Below are 12,522 nucleotides of genomic sequence, written 5' to 3' on the forward strand. Positions count from 1 at the left end.
TGAAATCGGGCGATTAAACGCCCCGTTTTTTTTTATCAGGCCGAACACGGCAAACCATCCGGTCTAGTCACTGAAGTCCATAGCGCTGCACCTCCGATCTAAATAGTAGGCGAGCAGGTTCATGCGCCCGCACGATCTGCGTGGTGCCGGTGATGCCACCCGCGCCGGGCAGGTTCTCGATCACCACGGGCTGGCCCAGCGCCTTGGCCAGGCTGTTGCTGATGGCGCGGATGGAGCCATCCGCCCCCGAGCCCGCAGACAGCGGCAGGATGATGCGCAGGGGCCGGTCGCCCAGGCTCTGGGCCCGCACCAGGCCCACGGGTGCCAGCGCGGCAGCGCCCAGGGCAGCCGCGCCCAAGCACAGCACGCGGCGCCGGGCGGGGGATGCCAGCGCGGAAGATGCCTCGCTGTCGCCTGCACCGGGGTGCCCAGAGCCTGTGGGTTGGAAGGTGGGTGTCGTCATGGTCTTGTCTCCGTTGTTGTTGTGAATCAGGGGCTGGCAGGGCTCTGTCTGTCCGTTGTACCGGCCCGTCGTACCGACCCGTAGTACCGGCCCGTAGTACCTCTCAGGCCACGGCGCCCGCCTGCTGCAGGGCCTGCACCTGCTCGGGCGTGTAGCCCAGCTCTTGCATCAAGTCCGCCGTGTGCTGGCCCAGCACCGGGGGCTGCAGGCGCACGCCCAGGCGCTGGCCGTTCATGGCCAGGGGCAGCAGCGTGGTGCGGGCGGTTTGCCCGGCGCGCTCGCCATCGGGCAGGGTGATGTCGGCCAGGCCGCCGGTGGCGTTGAGGTGCGGGTCGTCCAGCAACTGCTCGGGCCGCGAGATGGGGGCAAACGGCAGGCCGTGCTTTTCAAAAATGGCGGCCAGCTCGGCCGCGCTGTGGTTTGCCAGACGCTGGCGCAGGTCGGGCATCAGCGTGGGGCGGGCGCGCACGCGGTCGTTGTTGGTGGTGAGCTGCGGGTTGGCCTTCAGGTCGGCATAGCCCATGGCGTCGCAGAAGGTGACCCACTGCGCATCGCTCACGGCCGCCAGAAAGATCTGCTCGCCATCTTTGACGGTGAACACGTCGTACAGCGCCCACGAGGAAATGCGGTCGGGCATGGGGGCGGCGGGTTGGCCCGTCACGGCGTACTGCATCATGTGCTGGCCGACGAGGAAGACATTGTTCTCGAACAGGGCCGAGTCCACCTCTTGCCCCCGCCCGGTGATGCCGCGCTGCATCAGCGCGGCCATGGCGCCAATGGCACCAAACATGCCGCCCATGATGTCGTTGACGCTGCTGCCTGCGCGCAGCGGGTCGCCCGGGCGGCCCGTCATGTAGGCCAGCCCGCCCATCATCTGCACCACTTCATCCAGCGCGGTGCGGTGCTCGTAAGGCCCGGCCAGAAAGCCCGTGTGGTTCACGTAGATGAGGCGGGGGTTGAGCTGCGAGAGCGCCGCGTAATCCAGCCCGTACTTGGTCATCACGCCGGGCTTGAAGTTTTGCGCCACCACGTCGGCCGACGCTGCCAGCTTGCGGGCGACCTCCAGCCCTTCGGGGTTGCGCAGGTCCAGCGCAATGCTTTTCTTGTTGCGGTTGAACATGGGGAAGAAGCCCGCACCCGCGCCCAGCAGGTGGCGGGTACGGTCGCCTTCCACGGGCTCGACCTTGATGACCTCGGCCCCCAGGTCGGCCAGCACCATTCCGCAGGTGGGGCCCATGACCATGTGGGTGAATTCAACGACCCGCAGGCCGGCCAGGGGCAAGGGGCGTGCGGACGATTTGGGCGATTCGGACGGGGAAGGAGAGGTGGTACTTGTCATGGGCGAACGATACAGAAATCAAACCGCTGCAGCGGCCAGGGTGGGCTGTGCGTGGCGGGGCAGGCCCGCCTGCCACAGGGCGCCGTGCAGGGTCTCGCCTGCCAGCCAGCCCGCCACGCGATGGCGCAGTGCCAGTAGCGCGGGCACATCCACACCCGTGGTAACGCCCATGCGCTGCAGCATGTATTCCAGGTCTTCGGTGGTGACGTTGCCGCTGGCGCCGGGCGCGTGGGGGCAGCCGCCAATGCCCGCCAGGCAGGCATCAAAACGGGTGATGCCGGTTTGCCAGGCGGCATAGGCATTGGCCAGGCCCATGCCACGCGTGTCGTGAAAGTGCGCGCAAGCCAGCCGATCGCCCACCAGGGCGCGGGCCTTGGCAAACAGGCGCTGCACGCTGGCCGGGTCGGCAAAGCCCACGGTGTCGGCCAGGCTCACGCGGTCGGCACCGGCGTCGAGCAGGGCTTGCATCAGGCGCAGCACTTCGCTCTCGGCCACCTCGCCCTGCAGCGTGCAGCCAAAGGCGGTGCCCACGCCACCTTCGATCAGCGTGGCGCTGCCTGCTGCATCGCGGGCAGCACGAATGCGGGCCACCTCGGCCACCACCTCGTCGGGGGTCTTGCGCAGGTTGGCCAGGCTGTGGGCGTGGCTGGCGGACAGGGGCACGATCATCAGGTCGGCACCCTTCTCCAGCGCGCGCTCGGCGCCTTTGATGTTGGGCACCAGCACCGAGGCCACCAGGCCGGGCAACTTTTTGGCGTGGGCCAGGACCTCGGCCGTGTCGGCCAGCTGGGGCAGCAGCCGGGCTGGCACAAAGGAGCCCACCTCGATCTCGCGCTGGCCGGCGGCGTAGGCAGCGTTGATCCATTCGATCTTGTGCGCGGTGGACACCACCGTGGCGATGCTTTGCAGGCCGTCGCGCAGGCCGACTTCGCGGACGATGGCGCGGACCACCGGGGGCTGCTGGTCGGATGGGATCGGTGAGGTGTGCACAGGATGTCTCTTTGGGGTGGGTTTGGGCAAGATTCTAAAAATTCCCGAATGAATCAAAAAATACATTTCGGAAGCCGTAACATTCCCAAACGGAACATCACAACCCTGGAGGTTTGCCATGCGCGACCTGGACTTGCAGACCCTGCGCCTGTTTGCCGCCGTGTGCGACCAGCGCAGCATTGCGCGGGTGGCCGAGCAGGAGTCCATCGTGGGCTCGGCCATCAGCAAGCGGCTGGCCCAGCTGGAAGACACCGTGGGCACGCCCCTGCTGCTGCGCAAGCGCCGGGGCGTGGTGCCCACCCCGGCGGGCGAAACACTGCTGGAGCATGCCCGCACCATGCTGGCCAGCGCGGGGCAGATCGAGCGCGACATGGCCGCGTATGCCACCAGCACCCGGGGCCATGTGCGCATGCTGGTCACGGCCTCGGTCATGGCCGAATCGCTGGCCGATGATGTGGCAGCGTTCTTGCAAGACCCGGCCCACCGCAGCATCCAGATCAGCATGGAAGAGCGGGTGAGCCCCGACGTGGTGCAGGGCATCCGCGAGGGCAGCGCGTCCATCGGCATCTGCTGGGACGCCGCCGACCTGAGCGGCCTGCAAACGCGCAGCTACCGCAGCGACCACCTGGCCATCGTGGCGCACGAGTCGCATCCCGTGGCGCAGCTACCCACCGTGCGCTTTGCCGATGTGCTGGGTTACGAATTTGTGAGCATGCCCGCCCTGAGCGCGGTGCAGGTGCTGCTGGCGCGCGCAGCGGCGGTGGAAGGCAAGACGCTGGCCCACCGGGTGCTGGTGTCCAACTTTGACGCGGCCCTGCGCGTGGTGCAGGCCAACCTGGCCATCAGCGTGGTGCCGCGCGAGGTGGTAGCGCCGTTTGCGCAGACCGCCCCGGTGCGCGTCGTGCCGCTCAGCGATGCGTGGGCGCAGCGCCGGTTTGCGATTTGCTACCGCGACGAGCAGGCCCTTTCGCCTGCGGCCCAACTGCTGGTGCAGCACCTGGCGCGCGCATCGGCCCACGAGGCGCCAGAGGCGCTGGCGTAGCCTTCGCACCACACCCCCAGCCAGGGGCTAAACCACCCTGCACGGGGGCCCAGTGCCCTGCAAAATCCTGCTAAAAACAAGCCCCAAAATCACCGGTCTACGGCATATGCACATTGCCTTGTGAGCTACCAAACTTGTAGCAAAATGGGTTCCGCGCTATAGTCTGAGCGCATTGGCGGGCCGCCCCGGCGCCCTGCTCCCAAATAACCGATCCAATACCTCGCGCAAGGAGAAGCATCCATGAGCTCCAAAGAAAACGCCGCCATCCACCAGCTGTTCGAACGGCTCGAATGCCGTTACGCGCTGCGCGTGCTGTGGGCCCTGCGCGACGGGCACCCCCAAACCTTCCGCCTGCTGCAAGACAGCGTGGGCGGCATCACCCCCAACACCTTGAACACCCGCATCAAGGAACTGCGCGAAGCTGGCCTGCTGGACCATGGCGCTGACGGCTACACCGTGACCGCCGCCGGGGCCGACCTGCTCAAGCGCCTGAACGATGTGCAAGCCTTTGCCACCCGCTGGGTCGCCGGCCGGGCCAAAAAAGCCGCCTGAAAGAACACCTGCCCCATCGCGGGCAGTCGGTTTCAGCAAAAACACCCTCTAGCGCTTGTCCAGCAAGCGCCACTAGCTACCATTTCAATAGCAAAGGACATACCATGGCCCTCACCACCACCGCCTCTGGCCTGCAATACGAAGACACCACTGTGGGCGAAGGCGCCGAAGCCACCAAGGGCAACAACGTGTCGGTGCACTACACCGGCTGGCTGTACAACAACGGTGAGCAAGGTGCCAAGTTCGACTCCAGCCGCGACCGCAACGACCCGTTCGAGTTCTCTCTGGGCGCTGGCATGGTCATCAAGGGCTGGGACGAAGGCGTGCAGGGCATGAAGATTGGCGGCAAGCGCACGCTGATCATTCCTGCAGCCCTGGGTTACGGTGCCCGCGGCGCTGGCGGCGTGATCCCCCCGAACGCCACGCTCAAGTTTGATGTGGAACTGCTGAAGGTTCGCTGAGCCGCCCGCGCACTTCGCCAAACGCGAAAAAGCCAACCCATCGGGTTGGCTTTTTTCATGGGCGCTGTACCAGGGCCGGTCCAGACCGCAACGTCAGCTCAGCCAAACAGGGCTTTGCGCAAGGGCTCGTATTTGCTCTCTCCCACTGCCTCCTTGATCTTCGGCGCCAAAGCGGCCAGGTCTTCAAAGCTGGAGGCGGATTCAACCGCCAGATTGAGCCGAAAGCCGCGCAGGCCCATGGCAGCTGTCATGGCTGTGGCCACCGGGTAAGCGTCTTTGTAGCGCTGCTGTGAGGGCCGGGCGGTTTCACCAGAACCCGACGCTGCCGCCGGGGGAGCCATGCTGGCTGCACCCGGGTCGGCCGCTGGCGACAGTGAAGCCCCGCCGGCCGGGGCCAGCAGGCCCTGGGCAATCATGGTCTGCACATCGTCCTGGGTGATGCCCATGGCGGCGGTGGCAGCCAGCACCTCGCTCAGGGTGCGCTTGCCATCGAACAAGATGAACGCAGAGCGTTGCCTGGACGACAGGCCACCGTGCCGATCTTTCAATGCTTCTTGACCTGCCTGCGTTTTGACGAAAACCATGGGGCTCCTGGAAATGAACGGACTGCAGCACTGACCACAGCCCTGCCCACAGATTGGCACAATTGGTGACAATTGGGTATCGGGGTTTATCCATAAGCCCCCGTCCCAAAAGGCTATTGGTTCAGATTTCCAGGCGCACGCCCGTGGGCACGGGCGCGGGGCGGGTGATGCGGCTCACCACGGCTGCCGCCACAAAACCGGCCGGCACCCCAAACACCCCGGCCGAAATGGGCTGGATGCCAAACCACAGACCATCGGCCAACAGCCAGCCGGGCAGCGCAGCCCTTACGGTAGGTACGTGTGAGAGCAGGTAGTACACCGCCACCCCCAGGCCCGCCAGCATACCCGCCACGGCCCCCTTGCGCGTAGTGCCGCGCCAGAAGATACCCAGCACCATCACTGGCACAAAAGCCGAAGCTGCCAGCGAGAACGAGGCGGACACCATGGTCAGAATTTCTGACGGCTTGAGCGCTGCCACGAAGGCTGCCGACAAGGCCACCGTGAGCAGGGTGAACTTGGTCAAGATCACCCGCTGCTCGGGCGATGCATCGCGCTTGGTGCCGCGGAAGTACAGGTCACGCACCAGCGCATTGCTGATGGTGAGCAACAGACCATCAGCTGTGGACAACGCCGCTGCCAGCCCCCCCGCCGCCACCAGGCCCGACACCACATAAGGCAGCCCCCCCAGTTCGGGGGTGGCCAGCATGATGAGGTCAGCGCCCAGTCGAATCTCGCCAAACTGCACGATGCCGTCGCCGTTCACATCTTCGATGGACAACAGGGAACTGTCCACGCGCGCCCACTGGGCCATCCAGTTGGGCAAGGCTTCAAAGCTGCTGCCCACCAGGTTCTGCATGACCTCAAACTTCACCAGCACCGCCAGGGCGGGCGCGCTCAGGTACAGCAAGGCAATGAAAAACAGCGACCACGCCACCGAGGCCCGCGCGCCCGCCACCGTGGGCGAGGTGTAGTAGCGGGTGAGCAGGTGCGGCAACCCTGCCGTGCCCACCATCAGGCAAAACATCAGCGCCAGAAAGTTGCGGCGAGCCAATTCGTATTCGCGCTGCTCTTCGGGCGTGCCGTTGGGGTCGCCCGCATAGGCCTGGCTGTGCGGCGGCAGGCCACCCAGCGGTTTGGCACGCTCGTAGTTCTCGTGCATTTCACGCGTCCAGCGCTCGCGGGCAGAGGCAGCGTCGCGCGGCAAGGCGGCCAGTTCGCGGCTGGCTGAAACGATCAGCCCCACATCGGCGTTTTGCGCACGCAACTGGCGAATGCGCTCGCGCCCCAGTTCGCGCTCACGCTCCAGCGCCCCTTCCACATCCTGCAGGCGCGCCTCCATTTCCTTGGCGCGGCGCAGGTAGGCCTGCACCACCTGGTGCTCTGCCGCCGAGTCAAGAAGCTGGGTTTCCAGCTCTGCAATCTTGCTGATCTGCTCACCATAAACGGCTGGGGCCATGGGGTTGCCCAACTGCTTGTAGGCCAGCCACGACACGGGAATCAAAAACGCCAGCAGCAGCACCACGTACTGCGCCACCTGCGTCCAGGTGATGGCGCGCATGCCGCCCAGGAACGAGCACAGCAGCACGCCCCCCAGGCCGAGCATGATGCCGATCTCGAACTGCACCCCCGTCAGGCGCGAAGCGATCAACCCGACACCGTAGATCTGCGCGACCACATGGGTGAAGGAGCACAGCACCGCCGCCAGCGCCGCAACGCTGCGCGGCCAGCGCCCGCCAAAACGCACATGGAAAAAATCGGGCACGGTGTACAGGCCCATGGCCCGCAGGTGTGGCGCAATCAGCATCGCCACCAGGCAAAAACCGCCCGTCCACCCCAGCAGGTAGGCCAGCCCGCCAGCCTGCCCCGAAGTGCCCGAGAACCCCTGCAAGTACAGTGCCCCCGAGAGACTGATGAACGAGGCCGCGCTCATCCAGTCGGCGGCGGTCGCCATGCCGTTGTACATGGGCGGTATGCGCCTGCCTGCCACGTAGTACTCGTCGGAATCTGACGTGCGGCCATACACACCGATGCCGGCGTACACCATCACGGTGAGGAAAAGAAAGATCGGACCGATCCAGTGGCGCGACAGCCCCTGGTGCTCGGCCCAGGTCATGAGTGCCAGGAAGCCCAGCACCCCCAGCACGTACAAGATGAAAAACTGGTGAGGCCGCAGCCATGCGGGCAAACGCACACCCCGCCTGCGGCGGGCCTGGTTAGCCACGGCGGTGCTCCGCCGGGTGAGCCCCTTCGGCCAATGCGGCACTCGCGGCCTGGGCGTCCTGCCGCTCGAACCGGCTCATGGCCCAGGCGTACACCACCACGATGGCGATGAACACAAGCACCGCCCCCTGGGCGGCAATCCAGTAGCCCAAAGGCCATTCGCCCACCACGATGTCCTGCAGATCGCGAGCGAAATAAGTGGCGACAAACGACGCCAGCACCCAAACAGCCAGCAGGACTGCCTTGAGCCACAGGTGGCGAACGTCGTGCAGATCGGGAGGGAAAGGCCCCGCGAGTTCGGGCTCGCGGGGCGGAGTTTGCTGGGGGCGTAGCGCGGAAGGTCGCATGGATCAGAAATCCCTCACGCCTGCGATCTCATGCGCCGCCCCGCTGGCCAGGCGTCAGCCGGCCAGTTGCTGCCAGGTGGCCACCACGCTGTCAGGGTTCAGCGAAATGGAAGAGATGCCTTCCTTCGCCAGCCACTGTGCAAAGTCAGGGTGGTCGCTGGGGCCCTGGCCGCAGATGCCGATGTACTTGCCCTGGGCCAGGCAGGCCTTGATGGCCTGGTGGATCAGCACCTCGACAGCCGGGTCGCGCTCGTCGAAGTCCTGCGCCAGCAATTCCAGGCCCGAGTCACGGTCCAGACCCAGGGTGAGCTGGGTCAGGTCGTTGGAGCCGATGGAGAAGCCGTCGAAGAACTGCAGGAAGCGCTCAGCCAGGATGGCGTTGCTGGGCACTTCGCACATCATGATGACCTTGAGGTCGTCCTTGCCGCGCTCCAGGCCATGGGTGGCCAGCAGCTGGGTCACACGCTCGGCCTGGCCCAGCGTGCGCACAAACGGCACCATCACCTGTACGTTGGTCAGGCCCATGTCGTTGCGCACGCGCTTGAGCGCTTCGCATTCCATGGCAAAGGCTTCGCCGAAGTCTTCGCTGATGTAGCGGGCCGCACCGCGGAAGCCCAGCATCGGGTTTTCTTCCTCTGGCTCGTAGCGGCTGCCGCCGATCAGCTTGCGGTATTCGTTGGACTTGAAGTCCGACAGGCGCACGATGACGGGCTTGGGCCAGAAAGCGGCGGCGATGGTAGCCACGCCCTCGGCCACCTTGTCCACATAGAAAGCGCGGGGCGACGCATGGCCACGGGCCACAGATTCCACGGCCTTCTTCAGGTCGGCGTCGATCTGGGGGTAGTCCAGGATGGCTTTGGGGTGCACGCCAATGTTGTTGTTGATGATGAACTCCAGGCGGGCGAGGCCCACGCCAGCGTTGGGCAGCTGGGCAAAGTCAAATGCCAGCTGGGGGTTGCCCACGTTCATCATGATCTTGGTCTTGATGGGGGGCATCTCGCCGCGCTGCACTTCGGTCACTTCGGTTTCGAGCAGGCCGTCGTAGATCTTGCCGGTGTCGCCCTCGGAGCAGCTGACCGTGACCAGCGTGCCGTCTTTCAGGCGCTCGGTCGCGTCACCACATCCCACCACGGCAGGAATGCCCAGCTCGCGCGCAATGATGGCGGCGTGGCAGGTGCGGCCACCGCGGTTGGTGACGATGGCGCTCGCGCGCTTCATCACGGGTTCCCAGTTGGGGTCGGTCATGTCGGTCACCAGCACATCGCCGGGCTGGACCTTGTCCATCTCGGAAATGTTGTGCACCAGGCGAACAGGGCCGGTGCCAATCTTTTGGCCAATCGCGCGGCCCTCGGCCAGCACCGTGCCGTGGCCCTTGAGCTTGTAGCGCAGTTCTGCCTGGTCCTTGGCCTGGCTCTTCACGGTTTCAGGGCGCGCCTGCAGGATGTAGAGCTGGCCGTCGGTGCCGTCCTTGCCCCACTCGATGTCCATGGGGCGGCCATAGTGCTGCTCGATCACCAGCGCGTAGTGGGCCAGTTGCTCCACGTCGGCATCGGTCAGCGAGTAACGGTTGCGCTGCTCAGCAGGCACGTCAATGGTCTTGACCAGCTTGCGGGTGGCTGCCTTTTCTTCGGGTGTAGAGAACACCATCTGGATCAGCTTGGAGCCCAGGTTGCGGCGAATCACGGCCTTCTTGCCAGCCTTGAGCATGGGCTTGTGCACATAGAACTCGTCGGGGTTCACGGCGCCCTGCACCACGGTTTCGCCCAGACCATAGCTGCTGGTGATGAACACCACTTCTTCAAAGCCAGATTCGGTGTCGATGGTGAACATCACACCGGCCGCGCCCAGGTCCGAGCGCACCATGCGCTGCACGCCGGCCGACAGGGCGACCACGTCGTGCTCGAAACCCTTGTGCACGCGGTAGGAGATGGCACGGTCGTTGTACAGCGACGCGAACACTTCCTTCATCTTGTGCATGACTTCGTCGATGCCCACCACGTTCAGGAAGGTTTCCTGCTGGCCAGCGAACGATGCGTCGGGCAAGTCTTCAGCCGTGGCAGACGAGCGCACGGCAAACGATGCGTTGGGGTTGCCCGCGCTCAGCTTGGCAAATTCGTCGGCAATGGCTTTTTGCAGGTCAGCCGGGAAAGGCTGTGCTTCGACCATGGCGCGGATTTCGGCACCCACCTGCGCAAGGGCGCGTACGTCTTCGGTGTCCAGGCTCTTGAGCTTGGCGCTGATCTTGTCGGCCAGGCCATCGTAGGCCAGGAATTCGCGGAACGCGTGGGCGGTGGTGGCGAAGCCCGTGGGCACGCGCACGCCTTGCGGCAGTTGGGAGATCATCTCGCCAAGGCTGGCGTTTTTACCGCCAACGACCTCGACGTCGGTCATTCTCAGGTTTTCAAACGGTACGACCAGGGCGGTCGGGCTGAAAAGTGCAGACATGGGAAAGCTCCAGAAGTTGAAACCGGGTCTGCATGCCAGGCCCGTCGTGGCCTCTGGCAAGCGGCCATGCGCAGGCTGCAGCTTTGTCGTTGTGGTTGTAGGCCGACGGTACGCATGGTGAGAATTTGGATAATTGCGGCAATTGTAGGCCCCTGCTTCTGGCAAAGGGCTGACGCTTTTAAAAAGGGCCCCCATGCACTCGCGAACTGTATTTTTTGTGTCAGACGGCACCGGCATCACTGCGGAGACGTTCGGCAACGCCATCCTGGCCCAGTTTGAATTCAAGCCCCGCCATGTGCGCCTGCCCTTCATCGACACGGTGGACAAGGCCCACCAGGTGGTGCGCCAGATCAACCACACCGGCGAGGTGGAGGGCAAAAAGCCCATCGTCTTCACCACGCTGGTGGATATGGAAGTGCTCAAGGTGATTCAGGACGGCTGCAAGGGCATGCTGCTGGACATGTTTGGCACCTTTGTGCACCCGCTGGAAGAAGAGCTGGGCATCAAGTCGCACCACCGCGTGGGACGCTTCTCGGACGTGAGCCGCAGCAAGGAATACAACGACCGCATCGAAGCCATCAACTTCAGCCTGGCGCACGATGACGGCCAAAGCAACCGCGACCTGGCGGGGGCTGACGTGATCCTGGTGGGCGTGAGCCGCAGTGGCAAGACCCCGACCAGCCTGTACCTGGCCATGCAGTTCGGACTGAAGGCGGCCAACTACCCCCTTATCCCTGAAGACTTTGAGCGCAAGCAGCTGCCACCCGCGCTGGTGCCCTACCAGAAGAAGATTTTTGGCCTGACCATCAGCCCCGAGCGGCTGGCCGAGATTCGCAGCGAACGGCGCCCGAACTCCAAGTACGCCAGCCTGCTGAACTGCCGCGCCGAGGTGGCTGAGGCCGAGGCGATGATGCGCCGCTCCGGCATCCGCTGGCTGTCCACCACCACCAAGTCCATCGAAGAGATCGCCACCACCATCCTGCAGGAAGTGCGGCCCGAACGGCTGATGTACTAAAGCCCCCTTCGGGACCGCAGCGGCCAGCGCAAGTTACTATTTTTTTGATAGCGCCTTGCGCTTATGCTGATTCGCTTCCAGGGTGATTTGCTCTCAACACGAGCAACCCACAGAAGCCGCACCCAAGAAAAAAGCCTGGGCCACTTTCGCGGCCCAGGCTTTGCTACTATTTTTATAGCTTCTGGCGCTTATTCAGCAAGCGCTGCAGGCCATTTTTACCTCAAACCGCTGCAGGCGTGCGGATCAGGTGGTCGAACGCGCTCAGGGCGGCGGTGGCACCGGCACCCGCTGCAATCACGATCTGCTTGTAAGGCACCGTGGTGCAGTCGCCGGCGGCAAACACGCCGGGCACGTTGGTGTGGCCCTTGGCATCGATCACGATTTCGCCGAACTTGGAGAGCTCGACCGTGCCCTTGAGCCATTCGGTGTTGGGCACCAGGCCGATCTGCACGAACACCCCTTCCACCGGCACCAGGTGTTCTTCGCCGGTGGCGCGATCCTTGTATTTCAGGCCGTTCACCTTGCCATCGGCACCGGTGATTTCGGTGGTCTGCGCGTTGGTGTGGATGGTGACGTTGGGCAGGCTCTTGAGCTTGTTCACCAGCACCGCGTCGGCCTTGAGTTGGTCGGCAAACTCGATGAGGGTGACGTGGGCCACCACGCCAGCCAGGTCAATGGCCGCTTCAACACCCGAATTCCCGCCGCCGATCACGGCCGTGCGCTTGCCCTTGAACAAGGGGCCGTCGCAGTGCGGGCAGTAGGCCACGCCCTTGTTCTTGTACTCGGCCTCGCCGGGCACGTTCACGTTGCGCCAGCGCGCGCCGGTGGACAGGATCACCGTCTTGGACTTGAGCGTGCCGCCGTTGGCCAGCTGCACTTCGATCAGGCCGCCGGGTTGGGCGGCAGGGATGATTTTCTCGGCGCGCTGCAGGTTCATGATGTCCACGTCGTAGGCACGGGTGTGGGCTTCGAGCGCAGCGGCAAACTTGGGGCCGTCGGTTTCGAGCACCGAGATGTAGTTCTCAATACCCAGGGTGTCGTTGACCTGGCCGCCAAAGCGCTCG

At 64.7% G+C, this 12,522-nt stretch carries 11 protein-coding genes and 1 pseudogene; 4 read left to right on the plus strand and 8 right to left on the minus strand.

Annotated features, from left to right (window positions below):
• Positions 1-124: 124 nt before the first annotated feature.
• The 3 genes and pseudogenes from AADJ04_RS15405 to AADJ04_RS15415 form a co-directional block, all read right to left on the minus strand.
• Positions 125-343, minus strand: a pseudogene (locus AADJ04_RS15405) (tripartite tricarboxylate transporter substrate-binding protein); the annotation flags it as partial.
• 223 nt (positions 344-566) lie between these two features.
• Positions 567-1,802 (minus strand): CaiB/BaiF CoA-transferase family protein, encoded by a 1,236-nt coding sequence (locus tag AADJ04_RS15410; protein WP_341240146.1) that lies wholly within the window; start codon positions 1,800-1,802, stop codon positions 567-569.
• An 18-nt stretch (positions 1,803-1,820) separates the two neighbouring features.
• Positions 1,821-2,792: a hydroxymethylglutaryl-CoA lyase gene (locus tag AADJ04_RS15415; protein WP_341240147.1), complete on the minus strand. Its 972-nt coding sequence runs from the start codon at positions 2,790-2,792 to the stop codon at positions 1,821-1,823.
• 118 nt (positions 2,793-2,910) lie between these two features.
• Between AADJ04_RS15415 and AADJ04_RS15420 the strand changes: the two genes are divergently transcribed.
• The 3 genes from AADJ04_RS15420 to AADJ04_RS15430 all read left to right on the plus strand — a co-directional run bounded on the left by AADJ04_RS15420 (position 2,911) and on the right by AADJ04_RS15430 (position 4,847).
• Complete coding sequence (locus AADJ04_RS15420) at positions 2,911-3,834, plus strand: LysR family transcriptional regulator (protein ID WP_341240148.1); 924 nt, start codon at positions 2,911-2,913, stop codon at positions 3,832-3,834.
• Between the two features lie 240 nt (positions 3,835-4,074).
• Complete coding sequence (locus AADJ04_RS15425) at positions 4,075-4,386, plus strand: winged helix-turn-helix transcriptional regulator (RefSeq protein ID WP_044399922.1); 312 nt, start codon at positions 4,075-4,077, stop codon at positions 4,384-4,386.
• 104 nt (positions 4,387-4,490) lie between these two features.
• Entirely contained in the window at positions 4,491-4,847 is a 357-nt protein-coding gene (locus AADJ04_RS15430; protein WP_044399919.1) for an FKBP-type peptidyl-prolyl cis-trans isomerase, read from the plus strand.
• Between the two features lie 98 nt (positions 4,848-4,945).
• On the opposite strand, the gene AADJ04_RS15435 is transcribed toward AADJ04_RS15430, so the two are convergent.
• The 4 genes from AADJ04_RS15435 to ppsA all read right to left on the minus strand — a co-directional run bounded on the left by AADJ04_RS15435 (position 4,946) and on the right by ppsA (position 10,443).
• Positions 4,946-5,431 (minus strand): hypothetical protein, encoded by a 486-nt coding sequence (locus tag AADJ04_RS15435; protein ID WP_341240149.1) that lies wholly within the window; start codon positions 5,429-5,431, stop codon positions 4,946-4,948.
• A gap of 121 nt (positions 5,432-5,552) precedes the next feature.
• Positions 5,553-7,622 carry a VC_2705 family sodium/solute symporter gene (locus tag AADJ04_RS15440; RefSeq protein ID WP_341240152.1) on the minus strand — a complete coding sequence of 690 codons (2,070 nt, stop codon included), beginning with the start codon at positions 7,620-7,622 and terminating at the stop codon, positions 5,553-5,555.
• Positions 7,623-7,644: 22 nt separating this feature from the next.
• Positions 7,645-7,998: a DUF4212 domain-containing protein gene (locus AADJ04_RS15445; RefSeq protein WP_066692115.1), complete on the minus strand. Its 354-nt coding sequence runs from the start codon at positions 7,996-7,998 to the stop codon at positions 7,645-7,647.
• Positions 7,999-8,052: 54 nt separating this feature from the next.
• The gene (ppsA, locus tag AADJ04_RS15450) at positions 8,053-10,443 is read right to left on the minus strand and encodes a phosphoenolpyruvate synthase (protein ID WP_341240150.1); all 2,391 of its coding nucleotides are present in this window, start codon (positions 10,441-10,443) and stop codon (positions 8,053-8,055) included.
• Between the two features lie 193 nt (positions 10,444-10,636).
• Between ppsA and AADJ04_RS15455 the strand changes: the two genes are divergently transcribed.
• Positions 10,637-11,458 (plus strand): pyruvate, water dikinase regulatory protein, encoded by an 822-nt coding sequence (locus AADJ04_RS15455; RefSeq protein ID WP_044399904.1) that lies wholly within the window; start codon positions 10,637-10,639, stop codon positions 11,456-11,458.
• A gap of 220 nt (positions 11,459-11,678) precedes the next feature.
• On the opposite strand, the gene AADJ04_RS15460 is transcribed toward AADJ04_RS15455, so the two are convergent.
• On the minus strand, positions 11,679-12,522 hold an 844-nt coding region (locus AADJ04_RS15460), incomplete at its 5' end, for an FAD-dependent oxidoreductase (protein WP_341240151.1).

This window comes from uncultured Acidovorax sp. (assembly GCF_964021665.1).
In the GTDB taxonomy this organism is placed as follows: Bacteria; Pseudomonadota; Gammaproteobacteria; order Burkholderiales; family Burkholderiaceae_C; genus Acidovorax; species Acidovorax temperans.

Excerpts from the sequence above, each read along its gene's own strand:
- AADJ04_RS15455 (WP_044399904.1), top strand. The coding sequence starts at position 10,637 with ATGCACTCGCGAACTGTATTTTTTGTGTCAGACGGCACCGGCATCACT.
- AADJ04_RS15435 (WP_341240149.1), bottom strand. The coding sequence starts at position 5,431 with ATGGTTTTCGTCAAAACGCAGGCAGGTCAAGAAGCATTGAAAGATCGG.
- AADJ04_RS15420 (WP_341240148.1), top strand. The coding sequence starts at position 2,911 with ATGCGCGACCTGGACTTGCAGACCCTGCGCCTGTTTGCCGCCGTGTGC.
- AADJ04_RS15445 (WP_066692115.1), bottom strand. The coding sequence starts at position 7,998 with ATGCGACCTTCCGCGCTACGCCCCCAGCAAACTCCGCCCCGCGAGCCC.
- AADJ04_RS15410 (WP_341240146.1), bottom strand. The coding sequence starts at position 1,802 with ATGACAAGTACCACCTCTCCTTCCCCGTCCGAATCGCCCAAATCGTCC.
- AADJ04_RS15425 (WP_044399922.1), top strand. The coding sequence starts at position 4,075 with ATGAGCTCCAAAGAAAACGCCGCCATCCACCAGCTGTTCGAACGGCTC.
- AADJ04_RS15430 (WP_044399919.1), top strand. The coding sequence starts at position 4,491 with ATGGCCCTCACCACCACCGCCTCTGGCCTGCAATACGAAGACACCACT.
- ppsA (WP_341240150.1), bottom strand. The coding sequence starts at position 10,443 with ATGTCTGCACTTTTCAGCCCGACCGCCCTGGTCGTACCGTTTGAAAAC.